The sequence below is a fragment of the Burkholderia pseudomultivorans genome, from assembly GCF_001718415.1.
Taxonomy (GTDB): Bacteria; Pseudomonadota; Gammaproteobacteria; order Burkholderiales; family Burkholderiaceae; genus Burkholderia; species Burkholderia pseudomultivorans_A.
Genome location: NZ_CP013378.1, coordinates 2401060 through 2420804 on the forward strand (window position 1 = coordinate 2401060; position 19745 = coordinate 2420804).

General features: G+C 66.8%; 19 protein-coding genes. 15 read left to right on the forward strand and 4 right to left on the reverse strand.

Annotated features, from left to right (window positions below; translation table 11 throughout):
* Window positions 1-2 precede the first annotated feature (2 nt).
* From hpnK to WS57_RS23525, 7 genes are all read left to right on the forward strand, one after another.
* Entirely contained in the window at window positions 3-887 is an 885-nt protein-coding gene (gene hpnK / locus WS57_RS23495) for a hopanoid biosynthesis-associated protein HpnK (RefSeq protein ID WP_059515473.1), read from the forward strand.
* Window positions 884-1915, forward strand: coding sequence for a lysylphosphatidylglycerol synthase domain-containing protein (locus WS57_RS23500; protein ID WP_059605567.1), 1032 nt, complete (start codon window positions 884-886; stop codon window positions 1913-1915). The genes hpnK and WS57_RS23500 overlap by 4 nt, the downstream gene beginning before the upstream one ends.
* Before the next feature lie 85 nt (window positions 1916-2000).
* Window positions 2001-2558 carry an outer membrane protein assembly factor BamE domain-containing protein gene (bamE, locus tag WS57_RS23505; protein ID WP_009690867.1) on the forward strand — a complete coding sequence of 186 codons (558 nt, stop codon included), beginning with the start codon at window positions 2001-2003 and terminating at the stop codon, window positions 2556-2558.
* A gap of 298 nt (window positions 2559-2856) precedes the next feature.
* On the forward strand, window positions 2857-3546 hold the full coding sequence (locus WS57_RS23510; protein ID WP_009690868.1) for an ABC transporter permease: 690 nt from the start codon (window positions 2857-2859) through the stop codon (window positions 3544-3546).
* On the forward strand, window positions 3543-4256 hold the full coding sequence (locus WS57_RS23515) for an ABC transporter permease (RefSeq protein WP_006401214.1): 714 nt from the start codon (window positions 3543-3545) through the stop codon (window positions 4254-4256). The genes WS57_RS23510 and WS57_RS23515 overlap by 4 nt, the downstream gene beginning before the upstream one ends.
* A gap of 21 nt (window positions 4257-4277) precedes the next feature.
* Window positions 4278-5078 (forward strand): ABC transporter ATP-binding protein, encoded by an 801-nt coding sequence (locus WS57_RS23520; RefSeq protein ID WP_040126984.1) that lies wholly within the window; start codon window positions 4278-4280, stop codon window positions 5076-5078.
* A 25-nt stretch (window positions 5079-5103) separates the two neighbouring features.
* On the forward strand, window positions 5104-6144 hold the full coding sequence (locus tag WS57_RS23525; RefSeq protein WP_009693189.1) for a GlxA family transcriptional regulator: 1041 nt from the start codon (window positions 5104-5106) through the stop codon (window positions 6142-6144).
* A 131-nt stretch (window positions 6145-6275) separates the two neighbouring features.
* On the opposite strand, the gene WS57_RS23530 is transcribed toward WS57_RS23525, so the two are convergent.
* The 3 genes from WS57_RS23530 to WS57_RS36145 are packed head-to-tail and all read right to left on the reverse strand — an operon-like array spanning window position 6276 to window position 7816.
* Entirely contained in the window at window positions 6276-6614 is a 339-nt protein-coding gene (locus tag WS57_RS23530; RefSeq protein ID WP_059515475.1) for a hypothetical protein, read from the reverse strand.
* Complete coding sequence (locus tag WS57_RS23535; RefSeq protein WP_059477889.1) at window positions 6611-7243, reverse strand: type VI secretion system amidase effector protein Tae4; 633 nt, start codon at window positions 7241-7243, stop codon at window positions 6611-6613. The genes WS57_RS23530 and WS57_RS23535 overlap by 4 nt, the downstream gene beginning before the upstream one ends.
* Window positions 7244-7246: 3 nt before the next feature.
* Window positions 7247-7816: a PAAR domain-containing protein gene (locus tag WS57_RS36145; RefSeq protein WP_081337658.1), complete on the reverse strand. Its 570-nt coding sequence runs from the start codon at window positions 7814-7816 to the stop codon at window positions 7247-7249.
* A gap of 334 nt (window positions 7817-8150) precedes the next feature.
* Here WS57_RS36145 and WS57_RS23540 point away from each other — a divergent pair, with 334 nt between their 5' ends.
* From WS57_RS23540 to WS57_RS23575, 8 genes are all read left to right on the forward strand, one after another.
* Window positions 8151-9401, forward strand: coding sequence for an IS256 family transposase (locus WS57_RS23540; protein WP_038455837.1), 1251 nt, complete (start codon window positions 8151-8153; stop codon window positions 9399-9401).
* 448 nt (window positions 9402-9849) lie between these two features.
* The gene (locus tag WS57_RS23545; protein WP_009689374.1) at window positions 9850-11082 is read left to right on the forward strand and encodes an aspartate aminotransferase family protein; all 1233 of its coding nucleotides are present in this window, start codon (window positions 9850-9852) and stop codon (window positions 11080-11082) included.
* Window positions 11083-11113: 31 nt separating this feature from the next.
* Window positions 11114-12166: an arginine/ornithine succinyltransferase subunit alpha gene (gene aruF, locus WS57_RS23550; RefSeq protein ID WP_009689375.1), complete on the forward strand. Its 1053-nt coding sequence runs from the start codon at window positions 11114-11116 to the stop codon at window positions 12164-12166.
* Window positions 12163-13194, forward strand: a complete 1032-nt coding sequence (astA, locus tag WS57_RS23555; RefSeq protein WP_040126987.1) for an arginine N-succinyltransferase — start codon at window positions 12163-12165, stop codon at window positions 13192-13194. Before aruF ends, astA begins: the two co-directional genes overlap by 4 nt.
* 7 nt (window positions 13195-13201) lie before the next feature.
* Window positions 13202-14665, forward strand: a complete 1464-nt coding sequence (gene astD, locus WS57_RS23560) for a succinylglutamate-semialdehyde dehydrogenase (RefSeq protein WP_069244903.1) — start codon at window positions 13202-13204, stop codon at window positions 14663-14665.
* 14 nt (window positions 14666-14679) lie between these two features.
* Window positions 14680-16020 carry an N-succinylarginine dihydrolase gene (gene astB / locus WS57_RS23565; protein WP_059603767.1) on the forward strand — a complete coding sequence of 447 codons (1341 nt, stop codon included), beginning with the start codon at window positions 14680-14682 and terminating at the stop codon, window positions 16018-16020.
* Window positions 16004-17056: a succinylglutamate desuccinylase gene (gene astE / locus WS57_RS23570; protein WP_069244904.1), complete on the forward strand. Its 1053-nt coding sequence runs from the start codon at window positions 16004-16006 to the stop codon at window positions 17054-17056. Before astB ends, astE begins: the two co-directional genes overlap by 17 nt.
* A gap of 272 nt (window positions 17057-17328) precedes the next feature.
* Window positions 17329-18123, forward strand: coding sequence for an ABC transporter substrate-binding protein (locus WS57_RS23575; RefSeq protein WP_059482621.1), 795 nt, complete (start codon window positions 17329-17331; stop codon window positions 18121-18123).
* Between the two features lie 102 nt (window positions 18124-18225).
* On the opposite strand, the gene WS57_RS23580 is transcribed toward WS57_RS23575, so the two are convergent.
* On the reverse strand, window positions 18226-19722 hold the full coding sequence (locus WS57_RS23580; protein WP_059514345.1) for an HDOD domain-containing protein: 1497 nt from the start codon (window positions 19720-19722) through the stop codon (window positions 18226-18228).
* Window positions 19723-19745 lie beyond the last annotated feature (23 nt).

Sequence of the window (19745 nt, forward strand, 5' to 3'; positions counted from 1 at the left end):
TCGTGACGACACGGCGGGCGGCGCGGGCGCTCATCTTCACCGCGGACGATTTCGGGCTGCATCCGCGTGTGAACGCGGCGGTCGAGCGCGCGCATCGCGACGGCGTGCTCAACGCCGCGAGCCTGATGGTCGGCGCGCCGGCCGCGCAGGATGCGATCGCGCGCGCGCGGCGGCTGCCGTCGCTCGCGGTCGGCCTGCATCTGGTCCTCGCGGACGGCCCGGCCACGCTGCCCGCGCACGAGATTCCCGCGCTCGTCGGCCCTGACGGGCGGTTCGGCGACGCGATGGCGAAGGACGGCTGTCGCTTCTTCTTCCTGCCGCACGTGCGCGCGCAGCTGCGCCGCGAGATCCGTGCGCAGTTCGACGCCTTCGCGGCGAGCGGCCTGCCGCTCGATCACGTGAACGCGCACAAGCACTTCCATCTGCATCCGACCGTGCTGTCGATGATCGTCGAGATCGGCCGCGACTACGGGCTGCGCGCGGTGCGGCTGCCTTACGAGACGAGCGCGCCCGCGTGGCTCCGGCCGTGGATCGCGCTGGTGCGCGCGCGGCTCGATCGCGCCGGGCTCGCGCACAACGACTACGTGGTCGGGATCGAGCACACCGGCGCGATGGACGAGGCCGTGCTGCTCGACGCGCTCGCGAAGCTGCCGCCGGGCGTCGGCGAGATCTACTGTCATCCGGCCGAAGCGGGCGACGGCCCGATCACGCCGACGATGGCGGCCTACCGCCCGGCCGACGAACTCGATGCGCTGCTGTCGCCGCGCGTGGCGGCCGCGCTGAAGGCGGCGGGCGTCGCGACCGGCGGCTTCGCGGACGTGTTCGGCCACCCCGGGGCCGCGCGTGCCGCGCGGCCGTCGCGCCGGCCGGGAGCGCAGCCGTCATGATGAAGTGGATCAAATGGCTCGGCTGGCCGATCGGCATCGGCATCCTGGTTGCGCTCGGGCTGCGCGACGGCGTCGGCGACGTGGTGCAGATGCTCGCGCGCGCCGGCTATGCGCTGCTGTGGCTCGTGCCGTTCCATGCGCTGCCGCTGCTGCTCGATGCGTATGCGTGGCATCGCCTGCTCGACCGGCGCGCGTCGCTGCCGTTCCTGTGGTGGATCGCGACCGTGCGCGAGGCCGTGAACCGGCTGCTGCCGGTGGTCGGGATCGGCGGCGAGCTGGTCGGGATCCGGCTCGCGCGCTGGCAGGTGTCGGACGCGAGCCGCGTGACGGCGTCGGTGATCGTCGAGGTGCTGGTGACGATCGTCGTCCAGTATGCGTTTGCCGCGCTCGGCCTCGTGCTGCTGCTCGCGACGACGCACGACATGGGCGGCGGCACGATCGGCGTCGCGCTGCTGCTGACGCTGCCGCTGCCCGTGCTCGGCGTCGTGCTGATGCGGCGCGGCGGGATCTTCCACGCGATCGAGCGCTTCGCGGGCCGCCTGCTCGGCGATTCGCACCGACTGCTGCAGGGCGTCGACGGCAAGCGGCTCGACGCCGACATCGACGCGCTGATGTCGCGCACGCCGCTGCTGTTCGGCGCGTTCTTCTGGCAGCTGGCCGGCTACGTGCTCGGCGCGCTCGAAATCTACTGGGCGCTCGCGCTGCTCGGCCATCCGGTGTCGATCGGCGGCGCGATCGCGATCGAGGCGATGACGCAGGCCGTGCGGCATGCGGCGTTCATGGTGCCGGGCGGGCTCGGCGTACAGGAGGCGACCGTCGTGCTGCTCGCGCAGATGTTCGGCGTCGACCGCGACACCGCGCTGTCGCTGGCGCTCGTCAAGCGCGGCCGCGAAGTGCTGTTCAGCAGCCTGTCGCTGGTGTCGTGGCAGGTCGCCGAACTGCTGCGCACGCGCCGGCGGATCGCTGCACCGCCGGTCGCCCCGCATGCGGCGGCGCAGCGGGTGGCCGAAACCGAAACGACGCATTGAACGAGACGGGCCGCGCGCCCGTCTCGCGCTTTTGGCGTCGCGCGGGTATGCTTGCCGCGTGTTTTCTCGACATGCATTTCTTCCGATGATCTTTCGTTTCCGGCTGCTTCCCGTGACGCTGCTGGCCGCTGCGCTGGCGCTGACCGGCTGCGACGACAAGCAAGGCGAGTTCGACGTGCAACGTATCAGGGACTTCTTCAACGCGATCAAGCCCGCGCCGCTGCTGCTCAAGGGGCTGAAGGTCGGCGAGTCGACCGAGGCCGACGTGCGCGGCACGATGGGCAGGCCCGAGACCGAGCGCACGTTTACCGACGGCTCGAAGCGGCTCGAATATCCGCGCGGCCCGATGGGCAACCAGACCTGGTTCGTCGACCTCGATGCGAACGGGCGCTACACGGGCGCGACGCAGGTGCTGACCGCCGACAATTTCGCGAAGGTGCGCCCCGGGATGACCGAGGACGAGGTGCGGCGGCTGCTCGGCAAGCCGGGCGAGGTCGCGCAGTATCCACTGAAGCCGGAGACGGTGTGGAGCTGGCGCTGGCTCGAGGACGGCGTGAACACCGACGCGTTCTTCAACGTCCATTTCGGCCCGGACGGGCTGGTCTACACGACGTCGCGCTCGGACATCCTGAAAGGGCGCTGAGCGCCGCCGCATGCGCCTGCCGCCGGTTCGCGGCCGCGCCTCGTCGCTATATCGAAAAAGCGACCGGAAAATTGCAAAAAGTCCGCTTCCCGACGTGTTATCCGGCTGTCAGGAAGCGGCTTTTTTCCTTTTGAAACAGGGCGGTAGGGCACGGTTTCAAATAACGGGAAGATTTGCTGCGACGCAGCAAACGGGCGCACGGTGATTTGAGGCAATCCTTTTCGCTTGCGACTATCCGCGTCAGCCCGGCGCGTGACACGCATTCGCGTCGGCAACCATTCCAACTCTGGAGACGCGCGTGTTCCTTTACGGCTTTGGCCCCGTCCTGTGGGCCGGCACCGTGCAGACCATCGAGCTGTCGGTCCTGTCGCTTGCCACTGCGGTGGCGCTGGGACTGATCGGCGCGGTGGCGAAGCTGTCGCACAACCGGGTGCTGCGAGCGATCGCGACCGGTTATACGACGCTGATCCGCTCGGTGCCGGATCTCGTCCTGATGCTGCTGCTGTTCTACAGCATCCAGATCTGGCTGAACCAGTTCACCGACCTCGTCGGCTGGGACCAGATCGACATCGATCCGTTCGTGGCCGGCGTGCTGACGCTCGGCTTCATCTACGGCGCGTACTTCACCGAGACCTTCCGCGGCGCGTTCCTGTCGGTGCCGCGCGGCCAGCTCGAAGCGGGCGCCGCGTACGGCATGAGCGGGATGCGCGTGTTCGTGCGGATCATGTTTCCGCAGATGATGCGCTTCGCGCTGCCGGGCATCGGCAACAACTGGCAGGTGCTCGTGAAGGCGACCGCGCTGGTGTCGATCATCGGTCTCGCGGACGTCGTGAAGGCCGCGCAGGACGCCGGCAAGAGCACCTTCAACATGTTCTTCTTCATTCTCGTCGCGGCGCTGATCTATCTGGCGATCACGACCGTTTCCAACCTCGTGCTGATCCAGCTCGAGAAGCGTTATTCCATGGGCGTGCGGCACGCAGAACTATGATCGAGATCCTCCAGGAATTCGGCAAGGCGTTCCTTTACTGGGACGGCCAGCGCCTGTCCGGCCTTGCGGTGACGCTGTGGCTGCTCGTCGCGTCGATTTCGCTCGGCTTCGTGTGCGCGGTGCCGCTCGCGGTCGCGCGCGTGTCGAAGAAGAAGTGGGTGTCGATGCCGGTGCGGTTCTACACCTACGTGTTTCGCGGCACGCCGCTCTACGTGCAGCTGCTGCTGATGTACACGGGCATGTACAGCCTCGAGTTCGTGCGTTCGCACTCGCTGCTCGACGCGTTCTTCAGGAGCGGCTTCAACTGCGCGATTCTCGCGTTCGCGCTGAACACCTGCGCGTACACGACCGAGATCTTTGCCGGTGCGATCCGCGCGATTCCGCACGGCGAGGTCGAGGCCGCACGCGCCTACGGGATGACGCCGTTCACGATGTATCGCCGCGTGATCCTGCCGTCGGCGCTGCGCCGCGCGCTGCCGCTGTACAGCAACGAGGTGATCCTGATGCTGCACGCGACGACCGTCGCCTTCACGGCGACCGTGCCGGACATCCTGAAGGTCGCGCGCGATGCGAATTCGGCGACCTACATGGCGTTCCAGTCGTTCGGGATCGCCGCGCTGATCTATCTTGCGGTATCGTTCGCACTCGTCGCGGCGTTTCGTCGCGCGGAGCGCCACTGGCTCGCGTATCTCGCGGCCGGCCGTCATTGATTTCACTTCGAGGAGAGCCAGTTGGCCGAGATCACTCAAACGAGCGCGTCCGCTTCCGTGAAGCTTGCCGCGGTCGACATTCACAAGCGCTACGGCGACAACGAGGTGCTCAAGGGCGTGTCGCTGAACGCGAAAGCGGGCGACGTCATCAGCATCATCGGCGCGAGCGGCTCGGGCAAGAGCACGTTCCTGCGCTGCATCAATTTCCTCGAACGGCCGAATGCGGGGCAGATCGTCGTCGACGGCGAAGCCGTGCGCACGAAGACCGACAAGGCCGGTGCGCTCGAGGTGGCCGATCACAAGCAGCTGCAGCGCATTCGCACGAAGCTTGCGATGGTGTTCCAGCACTTCAATCTGTGGGCGCACATGAACGTGCTCGAGAACGTGATGGAAGCGCCCGTGCACGTGCTCGGCATTTCGAAGAAGGAAGCCGAGGAGCGCGCGCGCGAGTATCTGGAGAAGGTCGGCCTGCCGCCGCGCGTGGAGAAACAGTATCCGTCGCACCTGTCGGGCGGCCAGCAGCAGCGTGTCGCGATCGCGCGCGCGCTCGCGATGCATCCCGACGTGATGCTGTTCGACGAGCCCACTTCGGCGCTTGACCCGGAACTCGTCGGCGAAGTGCTGAAGGTGATGCAGAAGCTGGCCGAGGAAGGCCGCACGATGATCGTCGTCACGCACGAGATGGGTTTTGCGCGCAACGTGTCGAACCACGTGATGTTCCTGCACCAGGGGCGGACCGAGGAAGAGGGCGATCCGAAGGAGGTGCTGGTGCGCCCGCAGAGCGAGCGGCTGAAGCAGTTCCTGTCGGGCAGCCTCAAGTAACGGTAACGGAACAGGCAGGCTGCACGTGGTACCGGTGTCTCGTCCCGCAGGCGCCACCCGCACGACGCAGGTGGCGATCGTCGCATTGCCGCCCGTGTCGATGTCGGGCGTGGGTCCGATCGTCGATGCGTTGAACCTGGCGAACGAGATCGACGGGCGCCTGCTGTACCGCTGGCAGGTGTGCTCGTGGGACGGGCGGCCGGTGCCGCTCGCCGGCGGTGCGCAGTGGCATGCCGATGCAGCGTTCAACGATGCGATCGCGTGCGACTGGCTGATCGTCGTGTCGGAGCGGTTTCAGCAGTTCGCCGACTATCGGCTGTTTCTCGCGAGTCTCGCGCGGGTCGGGCCGCGCACGCCGCTGGTGAGCGGCATACATCACGGCGTGTGGTGGCTTGCGATGGCCGGGCAGTTGTCCGGGTATCGCGTGAGCGTGAACTGGGAGACGTATCAGCAGTTTGCCGAACAGTTCGAGCGGTCGATCGTCACGCAGCAGATCTTCGAGATCGATCGGGACCGGGCGACCTGTGCGGGCGGTCAGGCCACCGTCGATTTCATGCTGGCGATGATCGGCCGCGAGCACGGGCCCGAGCTTTCGGAGCGGATTGCCGATGCGCTCGGGGCGGGCACGCTGCGCAGCGGCGAGGAGCGGCAGCGCATTCCTTTCGTGACTGCGCCGGGCGAGCGGCATCCTCGGCTCAACGATGCGTTGCTGCTGATGGAAGCGAATATCGAGGATCCGCTGACGACCGATGAAATCGCCGGGCTGGTCGGGGTGTCGCGTCGGCAACTGGAGCGGCTGTTTCGGCAGTATCTCGGGGCGATGCCCTCCAAGTATTACCTCAATCTGCGATTGCTCAAGGCGCGCACCCAGTTGCAGCGGACCAGCAAGTCGGTCGTTCAGGTCAGTCTCGCATGCGGGTTTTCTTCGGCTGCGCATTTTTCCAATGCCTATCGGGAGCGGTTTGGGGTGACGCCGCGGGAGGATCGAAGGGCGTGGCTCGAGAAGCAGACGGGTGGGGGCAGTGAACCGCGGGCGGGGGCGCTCGTTGAGCGCGGGAAGGATTGAGGGCTGGGGGTTGGGGTTGGGGGTGGGTGGTGGTCCGCTTGGGTGGCCGTGAAGCACCTGTGATCGTGTCGGTCTATTAGCGTCGCCCCTGCGCGGGGCGGTGGGCTCAATTGGCTTTCCTTAATGCAGTATTAGTCGTGGGCAAGCCCAAATGAGGGTATGGCGTAGGGGGCGACATAGAACAGGATCGCCAGCAGCGTCGCGACGCCGAAAGCGATAGACCAACTGCGCCCCGACCATCGTCGATAGGCCACGGCGTTCAGCATACCGAACACGACGGCAGGCCATAGCAGTGACGCAAGCAATTCGGCGACGAATCTCGCATGCGGTGCGCAGTGCTCCATATCGTTGCATCCGGTTGCATGTGATTTCACTTCGGGCCAGTGAATATGATTCGCTGCATAGATGGACGCCCATGTGACGAACAAGCCCCATGCAATACCTAGAACCGCCAGTACCGTACGCTTCATTTCACTTCCCAAAAGAGGATTTCTTTCGAATTCGATAGATCGGAAAACCAGTTATCGTCGCTGCCGGTCAGGTAGGAGCGAAGGCTGCGGAACTGCGACATGCCGACGCGGAATCGAAGGAAGTTCACGAGCGAAGGCGTGAGCGTGTCTTTGTTCCAGAGATCGATATGGCCACCGCTCAGCGAGTCGGCTGAGTCGCCCTCCTGACGCCAGTAGCCGAAAAAGTAGATGATACCGGTTCGATTTTTTACCTTGTCCTGCCAATCCGAACCGGTAATGTTTTCAGGTTTGCCGAGACCGAGGAACGGGCGAAGCTTCAACCATTCAGCGAGTTCGTAAGCGCGCGTCGCTGTCGCTTTCCCGCCAAGTAGCAGGCGCCCCAGTGTCTTCTTGCCAGGCATCGGCTTCAGCACGTTTTGAGAAAACGACTTCATGTCGCTTCCAATGCCGTGAAACGCGACGCTCATGCGAATGGCGCATTGATTGGCATATTCGCCGGTCGGGTCATCGTAGGGGTCTTTCTTCGGGTACGCGTTCCAAAGCGCTTGGAAGGACAAGGCTTGTAGTTGCACGGGCTTCTTTGAATTTGGGGTGTCGTTCGTGCGGACCTTTGTAGGTCGATTAGGCATGGCTCACCCCGCAATATTTTTTGCTATGGCTTCGTCACCCCAATACACGGTGTAGTTTCCCGATTCATCGCCGGTGTTGATGCGCGGTAGCTCGCCGCTTGCGTCGAGTACGCCAGAATGGATGCGGCCGTCGGCTGTCTCGATGTAATACGGGTAACCGTCTGGGCCGACGGGAATACTGCCGTCAGTCGCAGCCTTGATCTGTTCATCAAATGCACCCTTCTTGAGCGACCTGACACCGCCTGTTGCCGTGCGGCTGGAAACGACTTCTCCCAGACCCTTTAGTCGATCATCGCACCACGCTCGATCTGCAAGCTCAGCAACGATGCTTGGTGGAGTCGAGCAGCCGCACAGGACAATATCGCCGTCGAGCGCAACCTCGCCCTGAAACTTGAGTCGATAGGGGCCGCCGGCTTTTGCGATGATGCCGGTGCTTTGGCAGGCCGAGCAGAATGCACTACCGCCGATCAAGGCTACTTGATGCCCGCGAACCAAGAATCGTGGTCCGTCATATGAGCGGATTGTTCCGCCGCTTGACAGGCTATCGCCGACGACTGCAATTCTTCTATTCATGTTGGGTCCCTCGCGGAAAGTCTCAATCGTAGTCGCGCGGCGCAAAGGGCCATCTCGATATTGTTCGAGACGTTTGAGATCGCGCCACGTCGATCGATTGCGCGACCCCGAAGGGCGAACTTGGAGCGCGCGTGGGGAGGATCGCCATTTTTGGCATCCGGCGCCGCCGTCCTGCTGGCGGCAATGAACCGCCTGCGTTGTTTGAGGGGTGTGTCCCTGTCGGCCGAGCGAAGCGAGGACGGAGCCAGCGGGCGGTATACCACTTCGTCGGGTGGTGCGGCGGGCCTGTCAGGAATTTTGTGTTTAAGGCATAACATGCTCCCAAGGAGAGTTTATGCCTCGCAAACCGAAAGCCCAGCCGGCGGCTCTGCCGGCGATTCCGGCCGAGCTGCTCGAGCAGTTCGGCAACGGTCCGATGACGGCCGAAGCCATCAACGCCGCGACGCTGGCGCTCAAGAAGGCGCTGATCGAACGGGCGCTGGGCGGCGAGATGAACCATCATCTCGGCTACCCTCCCGGTGCTGCCAAGCCGGTCAACGCCACGAATCAGCGCAACGGCAAAGGGGCCAAGACGGTTCTGACCGAAGACGGCCCGATCCGTATCGAGGTGCCGCGTGACCGCGACGGCAGCTTCGAACCCATCCTGATTCCCAAGCACGAACGGCGCTTCACGGGCTTCGACGACAAGATCGTCGCCATGTATGCCCGAGGCATGACCGTACGCGAGATTCAGGGCTTCTTGCTGGAACAGTACGGCACCGAGGTCTCGCCCGACTTCATCAGTTCGGTCACCGACGAGGTCATGGCCGAAGTAACCGCCTGGCAGGCCCGACCGCTTGAGCCGATGTATCCGGTCGTGTTTTTCGACGCACTGCGGGTCAAGATTCGCGAAGACGCCGTCGTGCGCAACAAGGCGGTCTATCTGGCGCTGGGCGTGCTGCCCGACGGCACGCGGGAAATCCTGGGCCTGTGGATCGAGAATACCGAGGGGGCCAAGTTCTGGATGAAGGTGTTCAACGATCTGAAGACGCGCGGCGTTCACGACATCCTGATTGCCGTCACGGACGGGCTCAAGGGCATGCCCGAAGCGCTGGCCGCCGTGTTCCCGGCCACCACGCTGCAGACCTGCATCGTCCACCTCATCCGCAACAGCCTCGATTACGCCAGTTGGAAGGACCGCCGAGGCTTGGCCGCGGCGATCAAGCCGATCTACGCCGCTCCCAGCGCGGAAGCCGCTCAGGCCGAACTCGATGCGTTTGCGGATGGGCCGTGGGGTCAGAAATTCCCGACTGTCAGTAGCGCGTGGCGCAACGCCTGGGATCGCGTGATCCCGTTCTTTGCGTTTCCGCCGGGTGTGCGCAAGATCATTTACACGACGAACGCGATTGAAAATATCAACTCGCAGTTGCGCAAGATCATCAAGACCCGTGGTCACTTCCCGACCGACGAGGCTGCCACCAAGCTCATCTGGCTGGCCTTGCGCAACATCACCGCGAACTGGGGGAGCGCCGCTCACGACTGGAAGACGGCCATGAACCAATTCGCTATCCTTTACGCAGATCGATTCGTTCGGCCTTCCGTGTAATTACTCCACCCGCCTTGAACACGGAAATCCTGACACCCCCGGTGCGGCGGGTCGGATCCATTGCTCGAACCACTCCGCATTCTTGCCTGGCGCGGACACTTAGGTGCGAACCACTCCGTTGGCCACGGCACCGGGAAGCCATGCGTTATCCCAAGCGCCTTTCTTTTGGTTACTTTTCTTTGGCAAGACAAAGAAAAGTAACCGCCGCCCCGCGCAGGGGCGACACTAATAGACCGACACGATCACAGGTGCTTCACGACCACCTAAGCGAACCACCAAAAGCCCCCCAAAAATACGAACCAAAACCACGTACCCCCCGCCCGAGAGGGCAAAATACCCCGCACTATCCGCTTCCGATAGAACCCGTCGCAATTCCGCAAGACGCTTGCGTCACCCTTACCTAAACTTGATCCTGTTGAACCCTCTTACGAAACCGAAAGGAACGACCATGACGACCTCGACCGTGACCCGCCAGACATTCGACGAAGTGATGGTGCCGGTATTTTCCCCCGCCCCGTTCGTGCCGGATCGCGCGGAGGGCTCCCGCGTGTGGGACACGGCTGGCCGCGAATACATCGACTTCGCCTGCGGGATCGCGGTCACGTCGCTCGGCCACGGCCATCCTGAACTGCTGAAGGTGCTCGACGAACAAAGCCGCAAGCTCTGGCACATCGGCAACGGCTACACGAACGAGCCGGTCCTGCGCCTCGCGAAGCGCCTCGAATCGCTGACCTTCGCCGACCGCGCGTTCTTCGCGAACTCCGGCGCGGAAGCGAACGAAGCCGCACTGAAGCTCGCGCGCCGCGTCGCGTTCGATCGCCACGGCGCCGACAAATTCGAAATCATCTCGTTCGTGCAGTCGTTCCACGGCCGCACGTTCTTCACGGTCAGCGTCGGCGGCCAGCCGAAGTACTCGGAAGGCTTCGGCCCGGTCCCGGCCGGCATCAAGCACCTGCCGTACAACGACATCGAAGCCGCCAAGGCCGCCATCGGCCCGCAAACCTGCGCGGTGATCGTCGAGCCGGTGCAGGGCGAAGGCGGCGTGATCCCGGCCGATCCGGCCTTCCTGAAGGCGCTGCGCGAAGCGTGCGATGCCAACGACGCACTGCTGATCTTCGACGAAGTGCAGACCGGCGTCGGCCGCACCGGTCAGTTCTACGCCTACATGGACACCGGCGTCACGCCCGACATCCTGACGACCGCGAAGGCGCTCGGCAACGGCTTCCCGATCGGCGCGATGCTGACCACCAACGAACTGGCCGCGCATTTCAAGGTCGGCGTGCACGGCACGACGTACGGCGGCAACCCGCTCGCATCGGCGATCGCGGACAAGGTCGTCGAACTGATCGGCAATCCCGAACTGCTCGAAGGTGTGCGCGAACGCAGCGTGCGCCTGAAGGGCGCGCTCGAACGCATCAACGCACGCTTCGGCATCTTCAAGGAAGTGCGCGGCAAGGGCCTGCTGGTCGGCGCGGAACTGACCGCCGCCTTCGACGGGCGCGCGAAGGACTTCGTGACCGCGGCCGCCGAGCACGGCGTGATCATGCTGATCGCCGGCCCGAACGTGCTGCGCTTCGTGCCGTCGCTGGTGATTCCGTTCGACGAGCTCGACGAAGGCATGAAGCGCTTCGAGAAGGCGGTCGAACAGGTGCTCGCCGCACAGGAAGCCACCGCGCGCTGAGCGGCGCGCCCATCGCAGAACAGGAACGACGATGCTATTTGTTCGCCCCGGCAAACTCACGGATCTCGATGCGCTCGCGCACATGGCGCGCACCGCGCAGCCGGTCCTGCACTCGCTGCCGCACGACCGCGCGGCGCTCGAAGCGCGCGTCGCGCTGTCCGAGGATTCGTTTCGCGCGGACGTCGACTTCGCCGGCGAGGAGTTCTACCTCTTCGTGCTCGAGGATTCGACGACCGGCAAGCTGCTCGGCACCGCTAGCATCGTGGCCGCGGCGGGCTACTCGGAGCCGTTCTACGCGTTTCGCAACGACGCACTGATCCACGCGTCGCGCGAACTGCACGTGAACCGCAAGATCCACGCGCTCACGATGTCGCACGAGCTGACCGGCAAGAGCCGCCTCGCGGGCTTCTATGTCGACCCGTCGCTGCGCGGCGACGCGGCCGCGCACCTGATCTCGCGCGCGCGCATGATGTACATCGCCGCGAACCGCCGCCGCTTCACGCCGGAAGTGTTCACGCTGCTGCTCGGCGTGAGCGACGAAAACGGTGCGTCGCCGTTCTGGGAAGCGGTGGGCCGCAAGTTCTTCGGCCGCGATTTCACCGACGTCGACATCGCGTCGGGCGGCCGCAGCCGCACCTTCATCGCGGAAGTGATGCCGGCCTATCCGCTCTATGTGCCGCTGCTGCCGGAAGCCGCGCAGCGCGTGCTCGGCGAGCCGAACCAGACGGCGCTGCTCGCGTACGACATCCATCTCGAAGAAGGCTTCGAGCCCGACCGCTTCGTCGACATCTTCGATGCAGGCCCGGTGCTGACCGCGCAGGTCGACCGCACCGCATGCGTGAAGCACGGCGCCGAGCGCGTCGTGCGCGAAGCGGCGCATCAGCAGGGCGATGTGGCCTATATGGTGTCGTCCGGCAGCGGCGAATCGTTCCGCTGCGTGCTCGCGGATCTGCCGGGCGATGCGGCCGACGCACCGCTGGCGGGCGACGTGCGCGCGGCGCTTGATGTGAAGGATGGCGATGTCGTGCGCTGCGTGCCGCTGCACCGCCGCGACGATGAGGAATTGAAGGGAGACGCAGCATGATCGTCGTTCGGGTCGTACAAACGGGCGACGTCGACGCGCTCGTGTCGCTCGCCAAGGAAACCGGGCCGGGGCTGACCACGTTCAAGCCCGACCGCGACGCACTCGCCGCGCGCATCGAGCGCACGCGCCGCACGCTCGCGGGCGAGGCCGCGCCCGGCGAGGCCGGCTACTTCTTCGTGATGGAAGATTCGAAGACGGGCGACATCGCCGGCGTGTGCGGCATCGAGACGCAGGTCGGCCTCGAACAGCCGTTCTACAACTATCGCGTCAGCACGGTCGTGCATGCGAGCCAGGAGCTCGGCGTGTGGACGCGGATGTCCGCGCTAAACATCTCGCACGACCTGACCGGTTACGCGGAGGTGTGCTCGCTGTTCCTGAGCCCGCGCTATCGCACGGGCGGCGTCGGCGGCCTGCTGTCGCGCTCGCGCTTCATGTTCATCGCGCAGTTCCGCGACCGCTTTCCGGAACGCATCTGCGCGGAACTGCGCGGCCACTTCGACGACGACGGCACGTCGCCGTTCTGGCGCGCGGTCGGTTCGCACTTCTACCAGATCGATTTCAACGCAGCCGACTACCTCAGCTCGCACGGCCGCAAGTCGTTCCTCGCCGAGCTGATGCCGCGCTATCCGGTGTACGTCGACCTGCTGCCGCAGGACGCGCAGGATGCGGTCGGCCTCACGCACCGCGATACGCTGCCGGCCCGCAAGATGCTCGAGGCGGAAGGGCTGCGCTACCAGAACCATGTCGACATCTTCGACGCGGGCCCGGTGCTCGAATGCCACGTGAACGACTTGCGCACGGTGCGCGAGAGCGTCGTCGTGCCGGTTGCGATCGGCGTGCCCGACGCGCGCGAAGACGCGCCGAAGTCGCTCGTGTCGAACACGTCGCTGGGCGACTTCCGCGTCGGCGTCGCGCCGGGCGTGGTCGCGAACGGCTCGTTCGTGCTGTCGGCCGACGATGCCGTCGCACTCGACGTGAAGGCCGGCGATCCGGTCCGCGTGCTGCCGCTCAAAGTCAAACAGGGATAAACGAATCATGACGGAACTCTTCATCGACGGCGCCTGGGTCGCAGGCTCGGGCCCCGTGTTCGCTTCGCGCAACCCGGGCACCGACGAGATCGCGTGGCAGGGCGCCAGCGCATCGGCGGCCGACGTCGATCGCGCGGTCGCGAGCGCGCGCCGCGCGTTCGCCGGCTGGTCGGCGCTCGACTTCGAAGCGCGCTGCGCGATCGTCAAGCGCTTCGCGGCGCTGCTCAACGAGCGTAAGGAAGCGATCGCGACCGCGATCGGCCGCGAGACCGGCAAGCCGCTGTGGGAAGCGCGCACCGAAGTCGCGTCGATGGCCGCGAAGGTCGGCATCTCGATCCAGGCGTATCAGGAACGCACCGGCGAGAAGCGCCAGGACATGGCCGACGGCGTCGCCGTGCTGCGCCATCGCCCGCATGGCGTCGTCGCGGTGTTCGGTCCGTACAACTTCCCCGGCCACTTGCCGAACGGGCATATCGTGCCGGCGCTGATCGCGGGCAACGCGGTCGTGTTCAAGCCGTCCGAGCTCGCGCCGGGCGTCGCGCGCGCGACGGTCGAAGTGTGGCAGGACGCAGGCCTGCCGGCCGGCGTGCTGAACCTCGTGCAGGGCGAGAGGGACACCGGCATCGCGCTCGCGAACCATCGCCAGATCGACGGCCTGTTCTTCACCGGCAGCTCGGACACGGGCACGCTGCTGCACCGTCAGTTCGGCGGCCGCCCGGAGATCGTGCTCGCGCTGGAAATGGGCGGCAACAACCCGCTCGTGATCGGCGAGGTCGAGGACATCGACGCGGCCGTCCATCACACGATCCAGTCGGCGTTCCTGTCGGCCGGCCAGCGCTGCACGTGCGCGCGCCGCATCTTCGTGCCGCAGGGCGCGTTCGGCGACCGCTTCCTCGCGCGCTTCGCCGACGTCACGTCGAAGATCGCGGCCGACGTGTTCGATGCCGATCCGCAGCCGTTCATGGGCGCGGTGATCTCGGCGCGCGCGGCCGCGAAGCTCGTCGACGCGCAGGCGCGCCTGGTCGAGCAGGGCGCCAGGCCGATCATCGCGATGACGCAGCGCGATCCGCGCCTGGGCTTCGTGAACGCGTCGATCCTCGACGTGACCGGCTTGGCGAACCTGCCCGACGAAGAGCATTTCGGCCCGCTCGCGCAGATCGTCCGCTACGCGACGTTCGACGAAGCGATCGAGCGCGCGAACGACACGGCGTTCGGGCTGTCGGCGGGCCTGCTCGCCGACGACGCCCGCGCCTGGGAGCACTTCCGCCGCACGATCCGCGCAGGGATCGTCAACTGGAACCGGCCGACCAACGGCGCATCGTCCGCGGCGCCGTTCGGCGGCACCGGCCGCTCCGGCAACCATCGCCCGAGCGCGTACTACGCGGCCGACTACTGCGCGTACCCGATGGCGTCGGTGGAAAGCGCCCAACTGACCCTGCCCGCGAGCCTGTCGCCGGGCCTGCATTTCTGATCGACGGAGCGACGATGAACGCACAAGAAGCCAATTTCGACGGACTCGTCGGCCCGACCCACAACTACGCCGGGCTGTCGTTCGGCAACGTGGCGTCGCTGAACAACGAAAAGTCGGCCGCGAACCCGAAGGCCGCCGCGAAGCAGGGGCTGCGCAAGATGAAGCAGCTCGCCGATCTCGGCTTCGTGCAGGGCGTGCTGCCGCCGCAGGAGCGGCCGTCGCTGCGCCTGCTGCGCGAGCTCGGCTTCTCGGGCAAGGACGCCGACGTGATCGCGAAGGCCGCGAAGCAGGCGCCCGAACTGCTGGCCGCGGCCAGCTCGGCCTCGGCAATGTGGACCGCGAACGCGGCCACCGTCAGCCCGTCGGCCGATACCAACGACGGCCGCGTGCATTTCACGCCGGCCAACCTGTGCAGCAAGCTGCACCGCGCGATCGAGCACGAAGCGACGCGCCGCACGCTGTCGACGCTGTTCGCCGATCCCGCGCACTTCGCGGTGCACGAGGCGCTGACCGGCACGCCGGCGCTCGGCGACGAAGGCGCGGCGAACCACACGCGCTTCTGCGCGGAATACGGCAAGCCGGGCGTCGAGTTCTTCGTGTACGGGCGCGCCGAATACCGCCGCGGCCCGGAGCCGAAGCGCTTCCCGGCGCGCCAGACCTTCGAGGCGAGCCGCGCGGTCGCGCATCGGCACGGGCTTGCGGAAGCGGCGACCGTCTACGCACAGCAGGATCCGGACGTGATCGATGCGGGCGTGTTCCACAACGACGTGATCTCGGTCGGCAACCGCGACACGCTGTTCACGCACGAGCGCGCGTTCGTCAACAAGCAGGCGGTCTACGACACGCTGACCGCCGCGCTCGACGCGCGCGGCGCGCGCCTGAACGTGATCGAGGTGCCCGATGCGGCGGTGAGCGTCAACGACGCGGTCACGTCGTACCTGTTCAACAGCCAGCTGCTGTCGCGCGCGGACGGCTCGCAGGTGCTCGTCGTGCCGCAGGAGTGCCGCGAGAACGCGAACGTCGCGGCCTATCTCGACCAGCTCGCGGCCGGCAACGGCGCGATCCGCGACGTGCTGGTGTTCGACCTGCGCGAGAGCATGAAGAACGGCGGCGGCCCCGCCTGCCTGCGCCTGCGCGTCGTGCTGAACGATGCGGAGCGCGCGGCCGTCACATCGAACGTGTGGATCAACGACACGCTGTTCGCATCGCTCGACGCGTGGATCGACAAGCACTACCGCGATCGCCTCGCGCCGGAAGACCTCGCCGACCCGGCGCTGCTCGACGAGTCGCGCACGGCGCTCGACGAGCTCACGCAGATCCTGCGCGTCGGTTCGCTGTATGAATTCCAGCGCTGAGCCGCATATGTCCGGCACGCCGATGCTCGACGATTTTCTCGCATTCACGCTCGCCGGCGATGCGCCGGCCGTGACGGGCGGCGCCTGCGCGGGCGGCGCGCTGCGCTGGCACTGGCTCGGCGACGGCCTGCTCGCGCTCGAACCGCACGCGCCGGCCGCTGCGCCGCGCGCCAGCGTGCTGGTGTCGGCCGGCGTGCACGGCGACGAAACCGCGCCGATCGAGCTGCTGTCGCGGCTCGTGCGCGACCTCGCGGCGGGCGCGCTGCCGCTCGCGTGCCGGCTGCTCGTCGTGCTCGGCAACGTGCCGGCGATGCGTGCGGGCGAGCGCTACCTCGACGACGACCTGAACCGCCTGTTCAGCGGCCGCCATGCGCAGGTGCCGACGAGCCGCGAGGCGCCGCGCGCCGCGCAGCTCGAAGCGGTTGCCCGCGCGTTCTTCGCGGCGGCGCCGGCGGGCGGCGCACGCTGGCATGTCGACATGCATACGGCGATCCGCGCGTCGGTGTTCGAGCAGTTCGCGCTGCTGCCGCACACGGGCGCGCCGCCGTCGCGCGCGATGGTCGAATGGCTCGGCGATGCGCGCATCGCGGCCGTGCTGCTGCATACCGCGAAGGGCAACACCTATTCGCATTTCACGGCCGAGCAGTGCGGCGCGCTCGCCTGCACGCTGGAGCTCGGCAAGGTGCGGCCGTTCGGCCAGAACGACCTGACGCGCTTCGACGGCGCCGATCGCGCGGTGCGGCGGCTCGTGTCGGGCACGCCGCGCGACGCCGATGCGCCGCTGCCGCGCGTGTTTACGGTGATCGACCAGATCACCAAGCAAAGCGACGCGCTCGAGCTGTTCGTCGCGGCCGACGTCGCGAACTTCACCGCGTTCGCGCGCGGCACGGTGCTCGCGCAGGACGGCGACTACCGCTACACGGTGCGGCACGACGAGGAGCGCATCGTGTTCCCGAATCCGGCCGTGAAGCCGGGCCTGCGCGCGGGCCTGCTCGTCGTCGACACGACGCGCGAGACGCTCGCGTCGCTCGTCTGACCTGCCGGTGCACGGCGCGGCGGCGGCTGCGCGCCGTGCCTTGCCTGTTTGCGACATCGTCTTGCAAGTTCGGCGTGCGGTCCGGGGCACGCCTGCGCGCAGCGCAGCATCGCGCGCTTTGCCGTGCCGGGCCGCGCGGGTTGGTACAATCGCGGCCTTGCGGCTGTTGCGCCGCATCACGGCGCGGCGTCGCGATTGCCGTTGTCATCCGACCCTGCAATGATGCATGCGCCCGTAGTTCCGGAACATTCGAGTATCGAGGAGAGCATTTGATGAAGTTGGATTGGCGTAAAGTGGCCGCGTACGCGGCGGTGGCGGCATCGGCAGTGGCGGCCGGCAGCGCGGTTGCGGCGGACCTGAAGGAGATCCGGTTCGGCGTCGAGGCTTCGTACGCGCCGTTCGAATACAAGACGCCCGACGGCAAGCTGACCGGCTTCGACATCGATATCGGCAACGCGGTGTGCGCGAAGCTGAAGACGAAGTGCGTGTGGGTCGAGAACGACTTCGACGGCCTGATCCCCGCGCTGCAGGCGCGCAAGTTCGACGCGATCAACTCGGACATGACGATCACCGACCAGCGCAAGCACGCGATCGCGTTCACCGATCCGATCTACACGATCCCGAACCAGCTGATCGCGAAGCAGGGCAGCGGCCTGCTGCCGACCCCGCAGTCGCTGAAGGGCAAGCGCGTCGGCGTGCTGCAGGGCACGATCCAGGAAGCGTACGCGAAGAAGAAGTGGGCGCCGGCCGGCGTCGAAGTCGTGCCGTACCAGACGCAGGATCTCGCGTATGCGGACCTGAAGTCGGGCCGCCTCGACGCGACCTTCCAGGATTCCGAAGCGGGCGCGAAGGGCTTCCTGTCGAAGCCGCAAGGCCAGGGCTTCGCGTTCGCGGGCGGCACCGTCAGCGATACCGAGATCCTCGGCTCGGGCGTCGGCTTCGGCCTGCGCAAGAACGACGCGGCGCTGAAGACCGCGCTCGATCAGGCGCTGAAGGAGCTGAAGGCCGACGGCACGATCGACAATCTCGCGAAGAAGTATTTCAGCGTGCCCGTCACGCTCAAGTAAGCGTCTCGTTTCATTGCACGCTCGCAGCCGGCCGCTCATGCGGCCGGTTTGCTTTTGGGGGCGGGGCGTCGCCGGCGCGGATGCGCAGCGGCGAGCGCGAGGCTACGCGGGAAAGAACCGGCTCAGTTCGCGCGCGAGCTCGTTGAGCACGGCCATTTCCTGCTGCGCGATCTTGCGCGCGGGCTGGGCGCCGGCCCAGTCGCCGTACAGCAGCGCGACCGTCGTCGTGCCGACGCGCACCGGCAGCAGCACGAACGCGCGCGTGTCGTCGAACGCGTCGAGGTACCACGCGGGCAGCCGCCTGAGCATCTTCGGCTCCTGCGCCTGCTCGATGAAGATGCCGACCGAGTTGGTGATCGCGAGATGGAACACGTCCGGCTCGAAGCGTTCGTCGAAGCGCAGCCGGTCGAGCACCGCATCGACGTCGGGGCCGAAGCCGAGCCGCGCGGCGAACGTGCCGTCCGCGTGCCGCACGAACATCACGGTGCGCGTGAACGCAAGGCCGGCGAGCAGGCTTTCCGACGCGAGCGCGAGCACCGGCGTCAGCACGTGCTCCGACGGCAGCGCACGCAGGTCGGCAAGGCCGGCTTCGAGGCAGGCCTCGGGCTCGGCCTGCGCGCGCGCGATCGCGTCGGCGTTCGCGCGCAGCTCGACGATCTCGCGCATCACGGTGTCGCTCGCTTCCTCGCGCGCGAGCTGCTCGGCGATTTCGACCAGCGTGCCGGACTCCGTATCGAGGATCGGCGCGTAGTGCTGTGCGAGCGCGACGATGCGCGCGTCGCGCTGCGGGCTCGCGGGCATCGCGAGCGCGCCCGCGACGTCGGTCGAGCAGCGGCTCACCGCGCGCAGCCAGTGCGCACGGCCGTCCGGGTCGTCTTCGTCGGCGAGCGCCGTACCGTGCGGGCCGCCGTCGTCGTGCGCGTCGGCCACGCTCGCGTGCGCGTCGTCGGCCATGCCCGCGCGGATCAGGTCGGGCAGCCGCCAGCGCGCGGCGGCCTCGAGGCCGATCTCGTCGAAGCCGACGCCGAGCACCTCGATGCAGGCGGCCGCTTCGTCGCCGTTCAGCTCGGCCGCGCGCCGGCGGATCCGGTCCCATTCGCTGTCGAGATAGCAGACCACCAGCAGCTTGCCGACCTGCCGCATCAGCGTGCAGACCACGGCTTCTTCGCCCGAGCGCAGCTCGGCGCGCTCGGTCAGCTTGCGCGCGACGCAGCCCGACAGCAGCGCGCGGTTCAGCTCGAGCTTCGCGTCGATGCGTCGCGGCGTGCTGTGGTGAAAGTGGTCGACGAGCTTCAGTCCGACCACCAGATGGCCGACGGCGTCCATGCCGAGCACCATCAGCGCGCGCGTCACGGTCGTGATGTTGCCGCCGAACGCCATGTACATCGCGGAGTTCGCGAGCCGCAGCACCTTCTGCGTCAGCGCGAAATCCGACAGCACGACCCGGACGAGCGCGGTGAAGTCGAGGTCGTCGTTCTTCATCGCGGCCATCGTCGCGCGCAGCGATTCCGACAGCAGCGGGAAGTCGCCCCGTTCGTTCATCCGGGCCCACAGCTTGTCGAGCAGGGCCGTCGGCGGCAGGTGTTCGGTGATTGACATGCGTCTGTCCGGTTCGCGGGCGC